The 20185-nt window shown below is 44.2% G+C and carries 17 protein-coding genes; 11 read left to right on the forward strand and 6 right to left on the reverse strand.

All coding sequences use genetic code 11. The annotated features are described in order from the left end of the window. The first annotated feature begins 2 nt into the window (after nt 1–2). The 5 genes from NZ043_RS24390 (at nt 3) to NZ043_RS24410 (ending at nt 6736) form a co-directional block, all read left to right on the forward strand. Complete coding sequence (locus tag NZ043_RS24390; protein ID WP_339309453.1) at nt 3–1367, forward strand: cytochrome ubiquinol oxidase subunit I; 1365 nt, start codon at nt 3–5, stop codon at nt 1365–1367. Continuing rightward, on the forward strand, nt 1367–2380 hold the full coding sequence (locus NZ043_RS24395) for a cytochrome d ubiquinol oxidase subunit II (protein ID WP_339309454.1): 1014 nt from the start codon (nt 1367–1369) through the stop codon (nt 2378–2380). The genes NZ043_RS24390 and NZ043_RS24395 overlap by 1 nt, the downstream gene beginning before the upstream one ends. A gap of 14 nt (nt 2381–2394) precedes the next feature. After that, on the forward strand, nt 2395–4218 hold the full coding sequence (gene cydD / locus NZ043_RS24400; RefSeq protein WP_339309455.1) for a thiol reductant ABC exporter subunit CydD: 1824 nt from the start codon (nt 2395–2397) through the stop codon (nt 4216–4218). Beyond that, the gene (gene cydC / locus NZ043_RS24405; RefSeq protein WP_133384798.1) at nt 4215–5942 is read left to right on the forward strand and encodes a thiol reductant ABC exporter subunit CydC; all 1728 of its coding nucleotides are present in this window, start codon (nt 4215–4217) and stop codon (nt 5940–5942) included. Before cydD ends, cydC begins: the two co-directional genes overlap by 4 nt. 167 nt (nt 5943–6109) lie before the next feature. Further along, entirely contained in the window at nt 6110–6736 is a 627-nt protein-coding gene (locus NZ043_RS24410; RefSeq protein WP_143023566.1) for a hypothetical protein, read from the forward strand. Between the two features lie 304 nt (nt 6737–7040). Here NZ043_RS24410 and NZ043_RS24415 read toward each other — a convergent pair whose 3' ends face one another. Then, entirely contained in the window at nt 7041–7316 is a 276-nt protein-coding gene (locus NZ043_RS24415; protein ID WP_133384799.1) for a hypothetical protein, read from the reverse strand. 186 nt (nt 7317–7502) lie between these two features. On the opposite strand from NZ043_RS24415, the gene NZ043_RS24420 reads away from it, so the two are divergent. Together NZ043_RS24420 and NZ043_RS24425 are read left to right on the forward strand one after the other, a co-directional pair. Next, a complete protein-coding gene (locus NZ043_RS24420; RefSeq protein ID WP_165980173.1) occupies nt 7503–9119 on the forward strand; it encodes a helix-turn-helix domain-containing protein in 1617 nt (538 codons plus the stop codon). A 28-nt stretch (nt 9120–9147) separates the two neighbouring features. Then, nucleotides 9148–10893 carry a sensor histidine kinase gene (locus tag NZ043_RS24425; protein ID WP_133384801.1) on the forward strand — a complete coding sequence of 582 codons (1746 nt, stop codon included), beginning with the start codon at nt 9148–9150 and terminating at the stop codon, nt 10891–10893. 105 nt (nt 10894–10998) lie between these two features. Here the strand turns inward: NZ043_RS24425 and NZ043_RS24430 are convergent, their stop codons facing one another. The 4 genes from NZ043_RS24430 to NZ043_RS24445 form a co-directional block, all read right to left on the reverse strand. Continuing rightward, a complete protein-coding gene (locus NZ043_RS24430) occupies nt 10999–11889 on the reverse strand; it encodes a carbohydrate ABC transporter permease (RefSeq protein ID WP_036615762.1) in 891 nt (296 codons plus the stop codon). 18 nt (nt 11890–11907) lie between these two features. Next, on the reverse strand, nt 11908–12798 hold the full coding sequence (locus NZ043_RS24435; protein WP_036615758.1) for an ABC transporter permease subunit: 891 nt from the start codon (nt 12796–12798) through the stop codon (nt 11908–11910). Between the two features lie 89 nt (nt 12799–12887). Next, a complete protein-coding gene (locus tag NZ043_RS24440; RefSeq protein ID WP_133384802.1) occupies nt 12888–14492 on the reverse strand; it encodes an extracellular solute-binding protein in 1605 nt (534 codons plus the stop codon). Between the two features lie 186 nt (nt 14493–14678). After that, the gene (locus NZ043_RS24445) at nt 14679–15689 is read right to left on the reverse strand and encodes an alpha/beta fold hydrolase (RefSeq protein WP_091030390.1); all 1011 of its coding nucleotides are present in this window, start codon (nt 15687–15689) and stop codon (nt 14679–14681) included. Between the two features lie 124 nt (nt 15690–15813). On the opposite strand from NZ043_RS24445, the gene NZ043_RS24450 reads away from it, so the two are divergent. Together NZ043_RS24450 and NZ043_RS24455 are read left to right on the forward strand one after the other, a co-directional pair. Continuing rightward, entirely contained in the window at nt 15814–16698 is an 885-nt protein-coding gene (locus NZ043_RS24450) for a LysR family transcriptional regulator (protein ID WP_339309456.1), read from the forward strand. 111 nt (nt 16699–16809) lie between these two features. Further along, the gene (locus NZ043_RS24455; RefSeq protein WP_165980276.1) at nt 16810–17274 is read left to right on the forward strand and encodes an NUDIX domain-containing protein; all 465 of its coding nucleotides are present in this window, start codon (nt 16810–16812) and stop codon (nt 17272–17274) included. A 162-nt stretch (nt 17275–17436) separates the two neighbouring features. Here NZ043_RS24455 and NZ043_RS24460 read toward each other — a convergent pair whose 3' ends face one another. Continuing rightward, nucleotides 17437–17784, reverse strand: a complete 348-nt coding sequence (locus NZ043_RS24460; protein ID WP_036615751.1) for a helix-turn-helix domain-containing protein — start codon at nt 17782–17784, stop codon at nt 17437–17439. 134 nt (nt 17785–17918) lie between these two features. Here NZ043_RS24460 and NZ043_RS24465 point away from each other — a divergent pair, with 134 nt between their 5' ends. Both NZ043_RS24465 and NZ043_RS24470 read left to right on the forward strand, forming a co-directional pair. After that, nucleotides 17919–18833: a DsbA family protein gene (locus NZ043_RS24465; protein WP_289392609.1), complete on the forward strand. Its 915-nt coding sequence runs from the start codon at nt 17919–17921 to the stop codon at nt 18831–18833. 375 nt (nt 18834–19208) lie between these two features. Further along, a complete protein-coding gene (locus NZ043_RS24470) occupies nt 19209–20051 on the forward strand; it encodes a type II CAAX endopeptidase family protein (protein WP_339309457.1) in 843 nt (280 codons plus the stop codon). The last annotated feature ends 134 nt before the right edge of the window (nt 20052–20185 follow it).

A 20185-nucleotide genomic window follows, 5' to 3' on the forward strand; every position in this document is an offset into this window, starting at 1 on the left:
GAATGGCTATTGATACGGTGTTATGGAGCAGGCTAGTGACTGGTTTGACGCTGGGATTCCACGTGATTTTTGCAACGCTGGGTGTCGGTGTACCTTTGATGATTGCTATTGCAGAGTTCATCGGCATTCGGAAGAAGGATCACCATTACATACTTATGGCAAAGAGGTGGTCACGAGGGTTTGTCATTTCTGTCGCGGTAGGTGTCGTGACAGGCACAGCGATATCACTGCAGTTGGCCTTGGTATGGCCGAATTTTATGAAGCTGGCTGGGAATGTCATTGCACTGCCACTATTTATGGAAGTGTTCGCATTCTTTTTTGAAGCGATATTCCTGGGCATTTATCTGTACACGTGGGATCGGTTCAAAAATCCGTATATCCACTGGTTGCTGACTATTCCGATTGTCGCCGGGGCAGGCATGTCTGCTGTTTTTATTACAACAGTGAACGGATTCATGAACCAGCCTGAAGGTTTTGTCATGGAAGCAGGTCAATTCATGGCAGTGAACCCCGTGCAAGCGATGTTGAATACGGCGACGTTCTCCAAAGTATTCCATGTATTAAGCTCGGCTTATCTGACAGGAGCTGCTCTGTTAGCCGGAATAGCAGCCTTTGCGATGCTGAGAAAAGGAGTGTCGGCCTACCACAAAAAAGGCTTGAATCTCATGATGGCCGTTGTGCTGGTATTCAGTTTATTAAATTCTTTAGCTGGAGATGTGTCTGCCAAGTTTTTGGCTGAGCATCAGCCGGAGAAGCTCGCAGCTGCCGAGTGGCATTTCGAGACGGAAAGCGGAGCGGATTTGATTTTTTTGGGATGGCTGAATGCAGAACATGAAATTATAGGCGCTCTTCATTTGCCGAAACTGCTCAGTTTCCTTGCCTTTGGAGACTTTAACGCCGAGGTTACCGGGCTGAATGAATTTCCACCAGATGAACACCCGCCCTTACTTGTGCATTATTTGTTTGATCTAATGGCTGGAATTGGATTTGCTCTACTTGCTATATCAAGTCTGTACTTCCTGTTTGTGTTTTGGAAGAAACGTAATCAGTTTAACAAGTGGATGCTTCGTATGGTTGCACTTAGTGCACCGCTTGCTTTTCTGGCTGTTGAAATGGGCTGGTTCTATGCAGAGATCGGGCGGCAGCCATGGATCATCCGAGGTTATATGCGAGTGGAAGAGGCTGCTACTTCTTCACCGAGTGTAAGAATTTTATTTTTCGTCTTCTTGCTTCTATACATCGTGCTCGGCGTCATCTGTGTTCTCGTATTGAGACGTCTGTTCAATAATAATCCTGCGGAGCTTGAGATGGAGAAATGGTTGGAACAGAAGCATGATCAATCAGCCAAGAAAGGGGATCAGGCCTGATGAGTTATGAATTGATTGGTATATCCGTACTCTGGCTGTTCTTGTACGGCTATCTTATTGTAGCTTCTATTGATTTTGGAGCAGGTTTCTTCGCCTTTTATGCACGCCTGACAAAGCAGGATCACCTGATTAATCGTCTGATCTCCCGTTATCTATCACCGGTCTGGGAGATCACCAATGTATTTTTTGTCTTTTTCTATATTGGCATCGTTGGATTCTTTCCGGATACTGCTTACTATTATGGCTCCGCGCTGCTTGTTCCGGGAAGTATTGCCGTCATTTTACTTGCTATTCGTGGGTCGTTCTATGCTTTCGAGAATTATGGTTCCAAAAATAACGTCGTATATCTGTTTTTATACGGGGCTACCGGGTTGCTTATTCCAGCGTCATTGTCAGTGGCACTGACCCTCTCAGAAGGTGGCTTTATTTTGAAGCAAGGGGATACCGTTTCCCTGGATTACTGGGCGCTGTTTACGAATCCATTATCGTGGAGCATCGTTGGTCTAGCCATCGTGTCCGTATTGTTCATTAGCGGATCATTTCTCACATTTTACGCTTCTCGCGCAGAGGACCATTCGGCATTGAAGCTGATGCGGAACTATGCTTTGTTCTGGAGCACACCGACCATTATTCTCGCGCTGACTGCATTTATATATTTGGGTCAACACAATGAGCGTCATTTTCAAAATATGATGGATTTATGGTGGCTGCTGGCGCTTTCCGTTGCGTTTTTCATGATTGCCATGTGGCTGTTATATAACGGACGGCGTTACGGTTTAGCTTTTATATGCATCATGCTGCAATTTTTCACAGCCTTTTTCGCTTACGGGATTGGGCAATATCCTTACATTCTGGATCCATTCATCACCATTCAGAGCAGCGCCACATCACCTGCAATGGGCTTTGCACTCGTCGTTGTGTTTATCGGTGGTCTGTGCCTGTTAATTCCTTCTCTGATTCTGGTCTTCAAATTGTTTCTGTTTGATGCGGATTATGTGAAAGGGAAAAAATAAAGGAGGAGCGTTCAATGAAGAGGAGAGCCAAATTCAATCTGATCTCGCAGCAAATGTCTTTACAACGAAAAAACAGGCTTCTCCTTGCGATCATTTCGCTGGCCCTTGGTGTAGCTATTGTAAGCCAGGCCACCTTGGTGGCTGAAGCAGTCCAGCGAATCTTTGTAGAGAAAGCTTCCTTTTCATCAGTGGTCCTGTTGCTTGTCCTATTACTGGTTGTTATGGCTGTACGCTCACTGTTGTCGTATGGTAATGGGAAAGTGGGCTTGCATATGGCAGCACGCGCCAAGACGAATATGCGAGCATCTGTGTTGCAGAACCTGACCCGCGCTTCCATGCCTTCAACCCTGAGTGGACAGACGGGAGGAAAGGTCAGTGTTGCTTTGGATGCTGTGGATGAAGCCGACAGTTATTTCAGTCAGTACATGCCGCGTATGATGGAAGCCGCGATGATCCCGATTCTGATTCTGGTTGTTACATTTACGCAGCACGCCAACACAGGCTGGATTATGCTGTTTACGGCACCGTTTATCCCGCTGTTCATGATCTTGGTTGGGCTCCAAACGAAGAACAAATCAGAAGAAAAATACGCGCAACTGGCTGAGTTTTCCGGTACATTTCTGGATTCACTTCAGGGACTGGTTACGTTAAAAATATTCGGACGGGCTAAACGTCAGCAACAGGAAATTGAACGCAGTAGTCTGGGGTATCGTGATGCTACCATGGGCATTTTGAAGATTGCATTTACAAATACGTTTATGCTGGAATCGATCGTGATGTTAAGCATTGGTATTGTCGCGCTTGAACTGGCTATTCAATTACTGGTTTTCAAATCGATGAGCTTCCACACAGCATTTCTCGTGTTGTTACTCGTCCCTGAGTTTTACAGTTTGTTGAAGAATACGGGAACGGCTTTTCACAGCGGGCGAACCAGCATGGGGGCCATTCGCAAGGTGGAACAAATGCTTGAAGAAACAAATATCAAGAGCACACAAACGGAGCCTGAAGATGGATCGGATCAAAGCGAATTAACCGATGTCGATGCAATTGCAAAGACGGAAGAGCTTCGTACAGCTCGTGCCGAGTTGATTCCAATGCCACCAACCATTGAACTGGACCATCTCCGATTCCAATACACCCCTGATTCCTTTGGACTTGAGACAGGACAGATCTCGATTGGACCGGGAGAACAGATCGCTATTGTAGGCAAAAGTGGATCAGGTAAAACCACGCTGCTCCATCTCATTGCTGGTTTGCTGAAACCAGATTCGGGAGCAGTTCTGGTTAACGGAAGCCAGCTTTTGCAACATGATGAGGCTGCATGGTTTGAACGTGTTAGCTACATTACACAGCATCCGTATATTTTTACAGGTACTTTTGCCGAAAATATCGCGATTGGCGCGGGTCGGAACGTCTCCAGAGTTGAAATTGAGCAGGCAGCAGAGGAAGCAGGACTTGCTGGCGTTGTTGCACAATTGGAGCAGGGGTTGGATACGTTTGTTGGTGAAGGTGGCCGGGGATTATCTGGTGGGGAAAAGCAGCGACTTGCCTTAGCACGTGCTTTTCTGAAGCGACCAGCTGTCATTTTGTTCGATGAACCCACCGTAGGACTGGATCTGCACACCGAGCGGGTATTGCAACAATCCATTGCGGCATTAGCCAAAACGGCAACGATGATTACGGTGGCGCACCGTTTATATACAATTCAACATGCAGACAACATTTTGTTTATGGACAATGGGGTGTTGGTGGATTCAGGACATCATGAAGCGCTTCTGGCGCGCCTGCCTCAATATGCGGAGATGGTGGATGTACAACGGAAAGGAGGGTTAGTATGAATGAGCTGACGATTCTGTCAAAAGCGATGATTCAGGAGCGCAAGGATATTCTGCTTTCGATATTGGGCGGATTTATCGCCGGCATAGCAGGTGTAGCTCTCTTTTCCGCGAGTGGTTACATGATATCGCAAACGGTATTTGCGCCACCGTTGTACACCTTAATTGTACTCACCTCCATGGTCAAACTGCTTGGTTTCCTTCGAGCGGCGAGCCGCTACGGAGAACGCTTGTATTCCCACAGGGCAACATTCTCCATGCTGAGCCGCTTGCGGACGTCCTTTTTTGCCAAACTGATCCCGGTAACGCCAGGTATATTGAACAAAAACAGAAGCGGGGATCTGCTTGCGCGGATCGTGGGTGATGTGGAAAGCTTGCAAAATTACTTTTTGCGGGTCGCGTATCCACCCATCATGGTCGTTATGGTGTTTTTGGCTACCATGCTGTTCACTTCGGCCTTTTCGATCTGGATTGCGTGTTTGTTAGTACTAGGTATGCTGATCACGGCATTTGTTGTACCAGGTATTGTCTTGTTAGGTCAGCGAAAAATACACGGACGTGTCCGCCAGCAACGTGCCTTGCTGTCCACGGAAGTAACCGAAGTATTGTATGGTTTCAGGGATTTGAAAGTATACGGCCAATTGGAACAGCGTGAGCAGCAGCTTCAGCGGGCTTCCGCTGCATTGGCAACGGAACAGAGGCAAGCCGCTTCGCACTTGCTGCGCGGGCAATCCATGCACGTTTTTGTGACGTATCTTGTTACATGGGGAGTGCTGGCACTGAGCGCCTTTTTAATTGTGAATGGAGCATTTGCCGGTGTATTTCTCGCCATGCTGATCCTGGCCACGCAGACCGTGTTCGAAGAAGCTGCGGCAATGGCTATATTACCTCTATATAAGCAGGACAGTGAACACGCCGCTCAGCGACTGGCGGAAACGGTGCCAAGCTCCGATGTGCAACCTGTACAGCCAAGCGGTGAAGTGTCAGCCGATCAGGCGGTTTCGATTGAACTATCCGGTGTTAACTTCCAATATGAAGGGGAATGGAGACCGGCGCTGAGGGAGCTCTCCCTGCAACTTGCAGCAGGCTCCAAAACAGCGATTGTCGGGCCGAGCGGGTCAGGTAAGTCAACAATTATCGATTTGTTACTCAAGCTGCGTATACCAACGTCTGGCGATATACGGTTAAACGATGTTCCGGTGAAGGAACTGAATGAAGAGAGCATTTGGCAAAGAGCGAATGTAGTGTTGCAGCAAAGTCATTTCTTCCGGGGAACCATCCGGGATAATCTGCTGCTGAATGGAGAAGAACATTCGGATGAACAAATATCGGCTGTGCTGGAGAAAGTGCAACTGCCGAATAAGTTGTTGACCGATATGGTGTATGAAAAAGGGGAGAACCTGTCAGATGGCGAGAAGCAGCGGCTGGCTCTGGCACGGGCGATGCTACGCAAAGGACGGTTATGGCTGCTGGACGAACCGACGTCCTCACTGGATTACGTCACAGAACAACGTGTGCTCCAGCATCTTTTTGCACAGGCCTCCGAAGATACACTTCTCCTGATCTGCCATCGGCTGACGGGATTGGAAGAGATGGATCGGATTGTGGTCATGGACCAAGGCATGATTGTGGAATCGGGTTCCTTCTCCGAGCTGATGGAGCAAAAAGGCTATTTTTATGAAATGAAACAAATTGAACGACAAATGATTGGAGACGCCGGGGCGTGAAAGGAATTTCAGTCTATTGAGTAGACAATGCTGTCGGTTGTCGTTAATGAAGAAAATTTCAATAAATCAATTTTTATAAATTTAACTAAACCCCAAAGGATGCAGTACATATACTCCTTGGGGTTTGTTTTGATATAATAGTTTTTTTATGTCTATGAAGGAGATGGATGATGGGAAAATATAAGTGGGATATTGTTTTTTATTTGGCCGTATTTTTAATTGTTGTGTACATGAAGATGAATGACCAATCTCTGTTTTGGATACTTGGGGTCGTTCTCACCGCTACTCTGATCATGTTTACCATTCGTATTTTTTATCCTCTTGGTTGGGAAACACGCATGGAGCGCGTGGAGGCTTTTCTACGCAGACAGGAGAATACCCCAAAGCTTTATATCTATTACGCTCTTGCAAACAGACTTGATGATGAATTGGAACACACAATAGAGCGCATCAGAAATGAGGACACGAATAAAAGGACACAAGCAGTATATAATGCAGCTTACGGCTCCTATCACAACGACTTGGTAGCTGTTCGTACTGCGGTGCAGAATATGCGTAGATCGGATTATCGTACATATTATGAAACGTATTTGCTTATGGAAGAAGGAAGAAGCGAGCAGGCGAGGGAACACTTGAAATCCATTAACAAGGTCTGGATGAGATCTTCGCTTCTTGCAGCGATCGAACTAAAAGCGGGACAACGCGAGACTGCGATTCAGCAATTACACGAAGCAATGCATGCTGTCAGAGGTGTCCATCGTTATATGATATTTAAGGAATTAGAGAGATACTAGGGCGTGTCTCAAAACTCGCTGAAGTGCATCTTTTATCGCCTTTTCGCCCCCTGCTGCGTCACTTTCCCTTGACGTGCCCCGGCACGCCTGCGGAAAACTTTCTGGCTTGGAACGAAAATTCGGCAAAATCTGCTTCCTTCGGAGTTTTCAGACACGCCCTAAACGTTGAACAAAAATCTTTCTTGGCATTATAGTACAACTGACACGGATAAAAGCTTGTTCCACATAGGAGCAGGCTTTTATCTTTAGTCTTGAAGGATAGGAAGGACAAGAGTATGAGAATCTTAAAGTCTTTTAGTCCCCTTTACATAACAACAGATGATTCAGCCGTTTTATTTTTCTTCGCAAGCGGCTTTTTCCTTAGTGTCCTATCATACAGATATGGCTTTCCTTGATATTCCCGTGCATGCTTTTGTTTCTGCTTTTTATGTATATCAACCTTGATCTCCAGATTGGCAACGTTATTCTGGAATTCAGAAGCAACTCGTTTGCACCATTTTAACCCACTTTCTTCAGATGCGCTGAAATGAACACGTAATAGATATCCGTTCACCGTTAATTCAAACTTGTATAAATTCATGATATGTATCCTTTCCATACGGTCATTTTATGCTACATCAAATACGATAATCTGATTATAACAGGAACATACGTTCTGTAAAAGTGATATTTATGATACCCGCAATGCAATAAGGTTCGCTAGACATCTTTGCAAGAGTTCGTTTAATGGTAAAATATCTAAAAATGGTTCATGTTGGGGGATATCATGTATAAACTGATGATCGTAGATGATGAATTGCTCATGCGGGTTGGAATTCGTTCCATGCTGAATTGGGAAGAGTACAATTTCTATGTTGTTGGTGAAGCGGGAAATGGGAAAGAGGCATTAAGCCTTGCGCTTGAAGTGATGCCTGATCTAATCATTACGGATATCAAGATGCCGATTATGGATGGGCTGCAGCTTATACAAGAGGCCTCCTGCGTACTGAAAACCTGTAAGTATGTCATCCTGAGTAATTTTGACGAATTTCATTATGTGAAAGAGGCACTAAAACTTGGTGCTTCAGATTATTTGATTAAAAGCGAGATCACCGAATCCTCCCTTATTGACCTCCTGAGCACTGTTGGACAGAAACTGCAAAGTGAACATGTTCACCCAACCAACACACCCTCTATAACACAGGACTATTCCAAGAGCCTAAGATATCTAAAGGATAGTTTCTTCCAAGATATTGTAAGCGGATTCATCAGTGAGGAAGATATCGTCACCAAAGCGGAAGAATTGCATTTTCGTATACGTTCGGACCAGTTGGTTGTCATGAAGTTCATCGTGAATTATTACGAGGATGCAAAGCGGAAATATGTAGAGAAGGGGGAAAAGCTGCTCCGATTTTCAATTCTTAATATTATGGAAGAGATCATTCCATCGAAGTGGGAGAAAGAGATTTTTGTTGAAAGTTCCTCTGAATATTGGGTGATCGTTAATGTACTTCCTGAGAGCCAATCTGTACACGCCGACTTGAATAAACTATGTAATAAATTGCTGTCTTCGATCAAGGATTTTATGAATCTGTCGCTCACGGCTGGGGTAAGTAGAATGACTTCCGGTTTCCTTCACATCAGGAAGGCCTGCCAAGAGGCGGAAATGGCTCTACAACAAGGTTTCTTCACAGGTAGCAACCAGGTATTGTATTACGAGCATATGGTTCAATCCCCAGATCGACATGAAGTTAAGGGGGCTTTGAGCCCGCAACAAGAACGAGATTTGTTGAAGTTGTGGGTAAGCAAAGACAACCAAAAGGCGGAAGAGTTCCTTGAAGGAATCCGATCCAATCTGGAACAGCTACGAGCAGATGAGAATAGCATTCGCAAGCAATATATCATGGTAATGGAAACGATACATTCCCATCTATCCCGAGCTACGGAAAGAGGTGCACCTTCTTTAACAGAGAAATCACCCTATGAAATTGTTCTAAAGGGGGAGTATTGGGAGGATATCCACCAAGATATGCTTGCTCATATTGCGTATTACTTCCATACCGATTCCCAAATCAAACAGGAAAGCACTTACACCGATCTCGCCACTGAATTGATCGACAAGTATTATGCGGAAGATATCTCACTGCAAAGTATCGCTAGCCAAATCAGTGTGAATCCGTCTTATCTCAGCCGCGTGTTCAAACAGGAACGAGGAGAGAACTTTATCACGTACTTGACCCGAGTTCGAATTGAACATGCGAAGGCGTATCTAATGAGCAGAGGAATGAAAGTGTATGAAATCGCAGAAAAGGTGGGCTACCATAATTACACGTACTTCAGTAAGATTTTCAAAAAATCGGTAGGTGTCACTCCGGAGGAATATCGAGAATTACAGCAGGGATGAATGTAATCGGTGAATAGAGGTGCAGCATATGAAGCATGTTCGGCCCTTCCGAATCAAGTACAAAATTATGGTGATCTGTATGACGGTCATTATCCTTCCGGTATTGGTGATGACAATCAATTCGTATTACTCCTCAGAGCGGTTGTTGGCACAGAACTATACAACGTTGCTAAACGATCTGGCCAAACAGACGAATATTCGCATTGACGAGTTCCTCAAGGAGATTGAGAAAATTTCGCTGCTAGCCAGCAATGGGCTTAGTGACAATCTGTCTGCGACTCATGAAGGGAGTTTTCCGATCCAGGATTTCCTGCGAGAGGGTGATGAACAACATGAGATTGCCGCATACAATATTCTGATGAATTACATCATGATGAAAGATCGCGTATTCTCCATTTACCTCTACAATATGAACGGGGGGCAAGACCTTTTTGTCAGTCCACATCAACCAATTGATCCAAACTTCAAAGTAGCAAACGAATTGTGGTTTAAAAAGTTCATGCATGATAAGGATCGAACCATTACCCTCACAACACGAATCGATGAGCAATTGGAGAATAAAATACTGGCAGTGTCACACGCTCGCAAAATTCATGATGTGACTAGTGGAAAACTGCTTGGCGTGATTGTTGTCAGCATTGATATCAAATTCATTGAAATCGTCAACCGAAACTTGCAGGAAGGACTGCGCTCCAGATTCATGATCGTTGATGAGGATGACAAAATCGTATACAACGTGAACGAACGATTAATCGGGACACTGTTCCGGGACAACGTTCGTCCGCCTGAATCACTAAATGTTGTGGTGACCAGTCCCCTTAGTCAGCAAAAATGGACAACTTACTTATATATGCCTTTGGATGAGCTGACTGCTGATGGCAAAATATTGGGCCGTAATCTGGTGACGCTTGCCATAGTCATTGTTCTTTTTGCTGCCGTCATATCCATCTTTTTATCTCACGTGATCACAACTCCCATTAAAAAACTGCTACGGAATATCGCTCTAGTCGAGAAAGGGCAGTTTGAACAAGTTGAACCTATTGGCTCCAGAGATGAGATTGGACATTTATCCATTCGATTTAACAGAATGTCACACGAATTGAAGCGAATGGTCGAGCGGATGCAGCAGGAAGAAATAGAGAAAGCCAAGGCCGAGATGCGTGCGCTCCATGACCAGATCAAGCCTCATTTTCTGTATAACACCCTTGGGTCGGTGAAATGGATTGCCTCGATGCAGCAGGCTGATAAAATCGTGGAAATGACCGATGCACTAATCTCGATGCTCCGCTATGCAACAAAATCCGATGGAACCCTCGTAACCATTCGTGAGGAACTCGATAATATAACGAATTACGTAACGATCCAGAATGTCAGGTACTATGATTGTATTCAGATGAGGTATGAGATTGAGGATAAAGTGTTGGATTATCACATGCCCAAAATGATCCTGCAGCCCATTGTGGAGAACGCGATTTTTCATGGTCTGGCCGAGCTTGAGGAAGACGGAATCATTACCATTCGGATTCAACTGCGGGTGGATACAGTTGTAATCGAAATCTGCGATAATGGCGTTGGTATGGATCATCATACGATGCAGAATCTATTGGAAGAGAAGCCCGGTGCAAGTACGGGAACGAATGGGATTGGATTGCATAATGTACAGCGGCGGATTCAACTCCATTTTGGGAAACCCTATGGAATACAGGTGGAGAGTAAAATAGGTGAAGGTACCATTTTCTCCATTCTGCTGCCTGCCATCATAGAAGCCAAATAGTCATTCATGCTTTCATTTAAGCATCTCATAATGCGGTACAACGATCATAAAAATAAGTTTAGATATAAACAAAGGGCTCGCAGTATGAACTGCAAGCCCTTTTGTTCACCCTTTGACGCTACCTAGCACCAAACCTTTGGTAAAATATTTTTGTAAAAACGGATACACGAGTAAAATCGGAATGGCACCCAAGAACATCTGAGCGGCGCGCCCCGTTCTGGCGTTCATCATGGACAACAGCTGCGTATAATCTGACCCAGATTTCAGCATGATTTGCTCAAAACTTTGCAGGAGGGTCTGGAGGTAGCTTTGCAATGGATAATTGTCTGGATTGTTCATATAGATAATGCCATCGAACCACGAATTCCAGTGGGCAACGATACTGAACAAACCAACCGTAGCGAGAGCGGGCTTGAGAAGTGGTAGTAGAATACGAAGCAATACCTGTACAGGCCCAGCACCATCGATAATTGCTGATTCTTCAATTTCCTCGGGCAGCCCCCGAATGAAATTCATGAGGATAATCATACTGAATACGGGGAGGGCCCCAGGCAGTATCAGAGACCAGATGGAATCGATTAGTCCCATTTTGACAACCACGAGATAGGTTGGAATTAGTCCTCCACTGAATAACATGGTTATTATGAAAAATCCCATATAGATATTACGCCCCATCAATTTTTGTTTGGATTTGGAGAGGGGATAAGCTGTGAGTACGATCAGAACCAGATTCACCAACGTTCCGATAACGGTTCGTTGAATGGCTACCCAGAGAGAGGAGAAAAATGATCCTCCAGTTAATGCAAATTCATAGGCTTTTGTCGTAAATTCCACAGGCCAGAACGTAACACTCCCCGCAGATACAGCCGCGCTGCTGCTGAATGAAACAGCCAGCAGGTTGATAAACGGCAGGATACATAGGAGAGAGATTAGAAGCAATATGGTGTAGTTTATGATAAGAAATACACGCCTGCTCATACTTTTATCATAGATCATAATGTGAGTTCCTCCTTCTTAGAAGATACGATAACCAGCCACTCTGTAAGCCAAGATATACGATACGGCAACCAGAACACTGGAAATGATCGATTTGAATAACCCGACAGCGGTACCAATTGAATACTGTGCCTGCTGAATTCCCAGACGGTAGACATAGGTATCAATAATATCACCGGTCTGATAGACAACAGGGGAGTAGAGATTATAGATCTGGTCAAAGCCAGCATTGAGTACGTTTCCAAGTGAAAGTACGGTCATTAAAACAATGGTTGGCATGAGGAGAGGCAACGTAATGTAGATGGTCTGCTTCCACCGTTTCGCTCCGTCGATCACCGCGGCCTCGTAAAGCCCCGGATCAATACTGGTCAAGGCTGCCAAATAAACAACCGTGCCAAACCCGAAACCTTTCCATATGTCACTGACAATCATCGTCCAAGGAAAAATAGAAGGTGTGCCAAGAAAGGAGATCGGTGCAATACCAAATACACTTAGAAATGTATTGATAATGCCGTCGGAGCTAAGGATATCCAGCATGATGCCGGCCATAATGACCCAAGAGAGGAAGTTCGGAATGTAGACAAGTGTTTGAAATGTACGTTTGATTCCACTGTGGAGTACCTCGTTAAGCAGTAATGCGAAAATTACGGGTACGATTATACCACCGATAATCTTAAAGACAGACATGTACAATGTATTCCAGATCGTTCTTACGAAGTTCGGCTGATTAAATATGTGGGTGAAATTATCCCATCCTACCCATGGCGAGTTAAAGCCGAGACCCGGATTGTACTTCTGAAATGCAATAATAAGTCCATAGAAAGGGATGTAACAAAAGATGAAGACCAAGACCAGGCTTGGAATCAACATGAGATGGTAAGGACTCTGCTGCTTCCATTTTCTCAACATTCATATTCCTCCGTTCATCGTACGCCAAATGTAATCGCTATCAAATAAAGGGGAGAGATCCCCTCATCCCCTCTTTGTGACAAACGAGATTATTTCTTCCCGTAGGCTTCATTAACTGCCAGGGTTGCATTATCGCCCCCGGCTGCGCGCCAATTCTGGACAATAACATCGAAATAATCGATACTTTCGCTACCCATAATGATCTTGGTGAAACCTTCGGTCAGGATATCATCCAAGGTTGTGCCGTAGCTTGAAAGTATTTCTGGCGTAACACCCCATAGGGCCGTCTTTGTATAGTTCTCGCTGTCCAGTACTTTCTTGGCAAGACCATACGCATTCTTTGGAGCCCCTTGTTGCAAATAATCACCAACTGCTCCTGGGGTTGCATTCTCCATGAATTCCACACTGTTGTTATATTTTTGCCACATACCCGACGTCGTGAGCCCACTGGTATCCTTGGATTGAAGGGCAGCGGAGACCGCCTCAAATTGCTCGTAATCGGAATTCGGATTAAGTACACGGAACGCTCCAACAACATGGGCAATATCGTTGTCCAGCAAGGCGGATAACGTTTCTGTGGATTCCTTGCCATTGCCTTCATCCACAATATAAGCATAGTCGTTCAAAATTTTGATCACTTCTTCAGGGCTCTTAAATCCCTTTTTCATGACGATATAATTGTTGTTGGCGAAGAAAATGGATTGTTTGGCTTCTTTCCCATCAACAGTAGGGATGATATAAGGGTAGAAGATGGCGTCCTTACCCAGATTGGATACCGTATCGACACCCGGATTATAACCCCACCACTGGTAATAAGGCTGCATGCCCACTTTGCCGGCTACAATGTCCGCGTTCATCGCATTAAAGTCTTTGATTGCAAATTCCGGATCAATGATGCCTCGCTTGTACCATTCTGACCACTCAGCCAGCGCATTTTTCATCTCAGGCTGCACGGAGCCGTACACGAGTTTTCCATTGCTATCCTCCATCCACATATCCGGATGCGCATTCCATGCAATGGCGAGCAGGTTGAGGTAATCCAACGATTGGTCTACCGCTATACCATAACCGCCATGCTTATCCATGAATTTTAATGCGATATTTTTGATGTCTTCCACAGATTTCGGATCTTGGACTCCCAATTCTTCTTTCCAGTCGTTCCGGATCCAGATGAAGTCTGGTTGTTCAATTAATCCCCAGTGCATCTGTGGTATCCCGTACAGCTTACCGTCCTTCTTTCCAGACTCGTAACTGTCTGCATCTGCTTCCATGTAACCTTTGAGACGATCTGAAGCGTGTTGATCAAAGACCTCGGAAAGGTCCATGACCATATCTGCTTCGACTAACTGTCTCAGTTGTGATGGATTAACTCTGAATACATCAGGAAGATCGTTCGATGCGATAGCCAAATTCAATTTGGTATCGTACTCATCGCTAACCCAGTCTGTTTTGACGTTGATATTAAACTTCTCTTTGTATCGCTTAATCCATACATTGTTGGTGATATCGTCGCCCTTTGGATATTTTGCAGAAGAGTATTCTGATGTTACGGTATGAATGGTTGTCGTCCCAGCCTCGTTGGAATCCGTGTCCGTCGTTGAACCTTTATCAGCACCGCTTCCATTGCTACAGGCTGCGAGTAATAAGGTTGACATGCACACAGACAAGACTAAGGCTTTCGTTTTCTTGTTCATTTCTTTTCCCCCTTATCAGTCATATTTCAATAACGCTTTCTTGAAAATATTCTAAACGAGAAAGGGGGAACGGGATATAAAGGTTATTGACGAGAAGCGGTATCTTTTTTTACTTTTGAGTCGTAGCGGAGAAAAGATAAATGAGCTTTGTGCACTTTTTTTACTTTGTACTCCTTCTTTTTTTACTCATGTCTCCAAAAATTGCTTTAAATGACGATCGATAACGATTGAATCCTCTTCGTTTGCTCCGATTCCAAAGCAGTGTCCCCACTTGGACTCTATAGGTTGATACACAGCGTTTGGCATATGCTGAGCATCATACGCACTATCTTCTGGTGTGAAGAACAAGTCACTTGATCCTGGCATAACGAGTGCAGGAGAAGTGATCTTGCTTAATGCCTGTTCGAAGTTGCCGTCATCTACGGGATTATCGCTAATGTCTCCATATATTCCTGTACGCAACATGGTAATCAAGTCGTTAGCATCGAAGGGAAGAAATACCTGATCCCAGTAATCTTCTACATAAGATTTCAAGGTGTCGTAACCCTCAGATTGGTACAATTTCTCCAAATAGTACGCCTGCGAGAACCCCCATGGAGCATAAGCTCTTCCCATCGCTGCGAGACCGGCAACCGGAGGGCGCTCATATCTACCATTTTCATAATTTGAATCTGCCTGTAACGCCGCGATCATTGCTTCGAATACCAACTGTGTATGCGGTCTGCTCTTTGCCGTTCCTCCGAAGGGGGCAATACGTTCGACCATCTCAGGATAACTGGTTGCCCATTGATAAACCTGCATGGCTCCCAGAGACCAGCCCACAACAAGTTTAATTTTGGAGATACCAAATTTTTGAGTGATGAGTTGATGTTGGGCGCGCACATTGTCATACATGGAGATGAGGGGAAAGTTGTCCTTATCGTATGGGGCAGGGGTATTACTTGGAGAGGACGATAATCCGTTACCCAACATATTGGGCACAACGATAAAATGACGACTGGGGTCCAGTGCCTTGTCTGTTCCAATTAACCATTCATTATCTGTGTGAATTCCAGCAAACCATGTTGGGACAACAATAACATTGTCCTTTGCCGCATTTAAGTTTCCATAGGTCTTGTAAGCGATAAAGGCTTGAGGGAGCTGTTGTCCCGATAGAAGTAATGTATCTCCAAGGTTATATGTTTCATAATTGTTCATAGATTGATTCTCCTTATAAAATAGTAATAACTTGATTTCACTCTACAATACGTCTATTATCAATTCAACGAAACGTTATCGAACATATCATTCATTTATTTTGAACTTAGGAGGTGCCTGATTCATGGAAATACGCCAGCTAAAAACCTTTTGGACACTTGCATCGACCTGCAGCTTTAGTCAAACTGCTGAATTATTGAGCTATGTACCCTCTACCATAACCATGCAAATCAAATCGCTGGAAGAAGAGCTTGGGGTGAAATTGCTGGATCGATTAGGCAAAAAGGTCGTGTTAACGGATGCTGGCCAACAGTTTCTGCCTTACGCCACTAAGATATTAAACGATGTAGAGGAAGCAAAGTGCATATCCAGTCAGCACGGAGAATTGGCGGGAACGGTTGTGATCGGAGCAGATGAAGTGCTGTGTGCATATCTTCTTCCAGCCTTGTTCAAACGCTTCCGAGCGGACTATCCTGGTGTGCGGTTATTGTTCCGCCCCCTGTCTGGGCAAGAGCTTAAATCGAGTCTGAGAGAAGGGCATGCCGATGTCGTTTTTGTATTGGATGAGCCTATGAATTCCAAAGACCTTCAGTCAGAGTTTTTAAAGGATGAGACCTTTCAAATGGTGGTTTCTCCCGATCATATGTTAGCATCGCGTTCCGCGTTGGTCATTGATGACTTCCACAAACAGCATTTTTTGCTGACCGAAAAGAACTGTTCGTATCGCACTTATTTTGACCAATCCATAACAAAGAAAGGTGCAGATGCTCTGACAGAGCTGGAGTTTCATAGTGTAGAAGCCATTAAACAATGTGTTGTGGTTGGTCTAGGGATCGCTTTATTACCTGAAATGGCTTTGAAGAAAGAGTTGAGCGATGGGGAAGTGGTTGCTCTGCCGTGGGATTTATCAGATGTATCCTTTTCTGCGCAAATGCTCTGGCATCGGGAAAAATGGATCTCTCCGTCTATGGCTGCTTTTATGGAGGTCGCCAAGAGTGAGTTGATTTGATTGTTCAGAATTTGTTTAGATGTATGTGTTAAAATATTCTTCATGGAAATCGTGATGTAAAATGGAATCAACCTTCAACAACATGATACAGATATATATGGGGGATTAGCAATGGAGAGAAAGATTAGAAATTCTGCAAAAGCATTGATCATTAAAGACGGGAGAATGCTTGCAATGAAGCAGGATGATAATGATGAAGTCATCTACATCCTGCCTGGTGGGAGCCAGAATGCAGGTGAAACGCTGACGGATGCTGTGAAGCGTGAAGTTGCGGAAGAAATCGGAATAGATGTAGAACCGTTATCACTGGAATTTGTCATTGAAGGGGTATACGGTGAAGCTCTTCATCGTGTAGATTTTGTTTTTTTATGCGAGTACATAGGTTTGATGGACCAAGATAGTTCTATTCTGCCAAGTGACGAAAATCAAGTGGAATATGAATGGCTCGAAATTAAAAATATAAACGAACTACCTTTATTTCCTTCAAAATTACGAAAGCAGATCATTAGATTGGTTGAGGGAGAAAAAACGGTTATGTATTTAGGAAATGAGGAAGATGACGACCTGAATAGTTAGATGTGTACACGTCGTAAACAAGCGGCCGTCTTGTATTTATAAAGGAAAGGCTATTTCAAAGGACATGATAGTCCAGTGAAATAGCCTTTTTACCGTTGAACAAAGTGTACAGAGCGATTCAAAAATGAACATCTATGGTAAGGGGTTAAATTAGGCCAGGAGTTATATATCTTGTTGCTTCACGCCTGCTGTCATATTTTTCTGACCCCATATTACCATGGATTCAATTAAAGGAACCAATTCCTTGCCTGATTCTGTGAGCGAATACTCCACTCTCGGTGGCACCTCGTTATATTGCTCCCGATGCACGATGCCGTAATGAATCAAATCCTTCAAACAGTTCGTTAACATCGTTCCGGTAATGCCAGGCAGTCTTCTTTTTAATTCATTGTAACGTATACAGTCATTTTCACTGAGGATTGCCAGGATCGGAAGATTCCACTTGCCTCCAATGACCTGAAATGCATAAGTCGCTGGACATAACTGATCGAAATTAAACTCGTATTTCACTTGATACCCTCCAATAGTATACTTTTTGATACTAAGTCAGAAAAAGAATCGTACTTGTTCAGAAGATTGTAGACATTATAATCAAACTAACACAAGAAAATCAATTCATAAGACAAGATAAAGGCGGGATACACGTGAGTAACGAATCTATGATGTGTGATCTGGAAACAGGCGTATGTGGTGTGAGCGAGGAAGAGGCTATGCAAGAAATCAATCTGAATCACGTTGAGAAAAAGATAACTCTTTATTACGCAACAGATCCGATTTGCTCTCACTGCTGGGCGCTTGAGCCTGTGCTTCATCGGTTTATTGAGGAATACGGCCATTATTTTACGCTGCAAATCAAAATGGGTGGGCTACTGGCTAACTGGAATGGTTTCTCGGATGGCGCTAACGGGATTCAGAAACCTTCGGACGTTGCGGAGCATTGGAAGGAAGTGGGTGAGCATTCACGCATGCCCATCGACGGTTCCTTATGGCACGATAATCCAATACTTTCTTCCTATCCGCCATCTCGCGTATTTAAGGTGATTCAGAGTACACACCCTGGTAAAGAGCAGGACTTTTTAAGACGTGCGCGTGAAGCCGTGTTTGCATTTAATCGAAATATTGGAGAAGATGATGTGCTGACGGATATCGTCAATCAACTGGGCTTGAATGGTAAAGAAGTGGTTGAGGCGGCTGCACAGCAATCTGCACAAGAGTTATTAGAGGAAGACTTTGAGAGTGTCGCTAGTTTGGGAGTTAGAGGTTTCCCATCAATTATCATTGTGAATGAAGAGAACCAAGGGTTGAAAATTGTCGGAGCGCGTTCTCTTGAAACATATGTGCAAGCACTTCAGCAGGTGCTGGATGTTGATCTGAAACCAAAACAGATAACCTCGTTGGAGCAGAAAATCAATGAGGGACACCTTCTTTTTTCTAGAGAAATGGAGGTCATGTACAATATCGAAAAGACTGATGTTGAATCATATGTGAAATCTGAATTGGCAGAGCACACATATCGTATAGGTCATATTTTGAATGAGATGTATATTGAGCATATCTGAGGGAAAACAAGAAATTGAATTAGCACACTTTTACCGAAGGATTATTATCAATATTGAGATGAGCCTCGATCCGGTGTGATTTTAAATATTCGCAGGCTATATGGCGTGACCAGCTATAGATGCCGGGCAAACGGACAATCCAATCATTAAGTACTCGTAATGGACAGAATATGTTTGAGTACACGCACTCATTAATCCAACGGGCAGGTCACATATGTGGCTTGCCCGTTTTGTGTATCATTGAGTAATAAATAAGTTTAAACCAAACTTACTTTTGACCTAGACCAGAGCTGATACTAATAAGCACATCATAAGCTATAGGGAGACTTGATCACGAGACTTCAAACCATTCAAGTAAGGAGTGTTGGACCTCAGATGAGGAAAATTATTCAGTTTCCGTTGGTATGGATGTTTGCAGGAGCATTTATTTTGGTAGTGTTTGGCTCAATATTTAGCAGGATATTTATTGGTTCGGATGGCTTCATATCTATTGTGCTGGCCCTGGCTGGAGGTGTTCTTTCCATCGCTATATACTGGCTTATCATGAGATTTCTAGCAGGTCAGCGCAATGTTGAAGAGATACATAGAAAAAGGGCAGGAACCGAGACCATTTTTGGTGCGTTTGTTGGACTGATTTTTATTGGGGTTTCTGTCGGTGTCATTGTTTTGCTTGGGGGATATACGTTCACATGGTCTACCGAACATTCCATCACGCCCATATTCGCTTTGGCGATTAGTGCGGCTATTGTAGAAGAGTTGGTGTTCCGTGGTTTGTTCCTGCAAGCGATGGAAAGACTGATCGGAAGCTGGATCGCGTTGGCCGTAACTTCGCTCTTTTTTGGTTTAGCCCATCTCGCTAACCCTGGAGCCACTATCTGGAGCTCTATTGCGATATTCATAGAGGCAGGTGTGTTACTGGGGGCAGGATTTCTGTGGCGGCGAAACCTGTGGTTTGTCATGGGACTCCATTTTGCCTGGAATGCGTTTGAGGGCATGTTAGGTATTCCAGTTTCGGGCATGGCATTGGACGGTTTATTTGAAGTTCAAATGACAGGTTCAACACTTCTGACTGGAGGAAGCTTCGGGCTTGAAGCCTCCATCATACCGATGATCGTCAGTTTACTGATTGCAATCCCTATGCTGATTAACGCTTACAGGAACAGCAATATTATAAGTAAGAAGAGAAAATCCTCTAATTCACTTCATCCCCCCCAATAATATGATTACATTCATTGTAATACCGCCTCGAAAATAGAAATCAAATCCAAAGCAGGTCAGCGATATGACTTGCTTTTTTTGTACATCTGTGAAAAAACTGATTTGAATTGAAAACGAGGCTTGACCTTGGGTCG

The organism is Paenibacillus sp. FSL k6-2145 (genome assembly GCF_037976585.1).
Classification (GTDB): Bacteria; Bacillota; Bacilli; order Paenibacillales; family Paenibacillaceae; genus Paenibacillus.

Excerpts from the sequence above, each read along its gene's own strand:
- NZ043_RS24390 (WP_339309453.1), top strand. The coding sequence starts at position 3 with ATGGCTATTGATACGGTGTTATGGAGCAGGCTAGTGACTGGTTTGACG.
- NZ043_RS24395 (WP_339309454.1), top strand. The coding sequence starts at position 1,367 with ATGAGTTATGAATTGATTGGTATATCCGTACTCTGGCTGTTCTTGTAC.
- cydD (WP_339309455.1), top strand. The coding sequence starts at position 2,395 with ATGAAGAGGAGAGCCAAATTCAATCTGATCTCGCAGCAAATGTCTTTA.
- cydC (WP_133384798.1), top strand. The coding sequence starts at position 4,215 with ATGAATGAGCTGACGATTCTGTCAAAAGCGATGATTCAGGAGCGCAAG.
- NZ043_RS24410 (WP_143023566.1), top strand. The coding sequence starts at position 6,110 with ATGATGGGAAAATATAAGTGGGATATTGTTTTTTATTTGGCCGTATTT.
- NZ043_RS24415 (WP_133384799.1), bottom strand. The coding sequence starts at position 7,316 with ATGAATTTATACAAGTTTGAATTAACGGTGAACGGATATCTATTACGT.
- NZ043_RS24420 (WP_165980173.1), top strand. The coding sequence starts at position 7,503 with ATGTATAAACTGATGATCGTAGATGATGAATTGCTCATGCGGGTTGGA.
- NZ043_RS24425 (WP_133384801.1), top strand. The coding sequence starts at position 9,148 with ATGAAGCATGTTCGGCCCTTCCGAATCAAGTACAAAATTATGGTGATC.
- NZ043_RS24430 (WP_036615762.1), bottom strand. The coding sequence starts at position 11,889 with ATGATCTATGATAAAAGTATGAGCAGGCGTGTATTTCTTATCATAAAC.
- NZ043_RS24435 (WP_036615758.1), bottom strand. The coding sequence starts at position 12,798 with ATGTTGAGAAAATGGAAGCAGCAGAGTCCTTACCATCTCATGTTGATT.
- NZ043_RS24440 (WP_133384802.1), bottom strand. The coding sequence starts at position 14,492 with ATGAACAAGAAAACGAAAGCCTTAGTCTTGTCTGTGTGCATGTCAACC.
- NZ043_RS24445 (WP_091030390.1), bottom strand. The coding sequence starts at position 15,689 with ATGAACAATTATGAAACATATAACCTTGGAGATACATTACTTCTATCG.
- NZ043_RS24450 (WP_339309456.1), top strand. The coding sequence starts at position 15,814 with ATGGAAATACGCCAGCTAAAAACCTTTTGGACACTTGCATCGACCTGC.
- NZ043_RS24455 (WP_165980276.1), top strand. The coding sequence starts at position 16,810 with ATGGAGAGAAAGATTAGAAATTCTGCAAAAGCATTGATCATTAAAGAC.
- NZ043_RS24470 (WP_339309457.1), top strand. The coding sequence starts at position 19,209 with ATGAGGAAAATTATTCAGTTTCCGTTGGTATGGATGTTTGCAGGAGCA.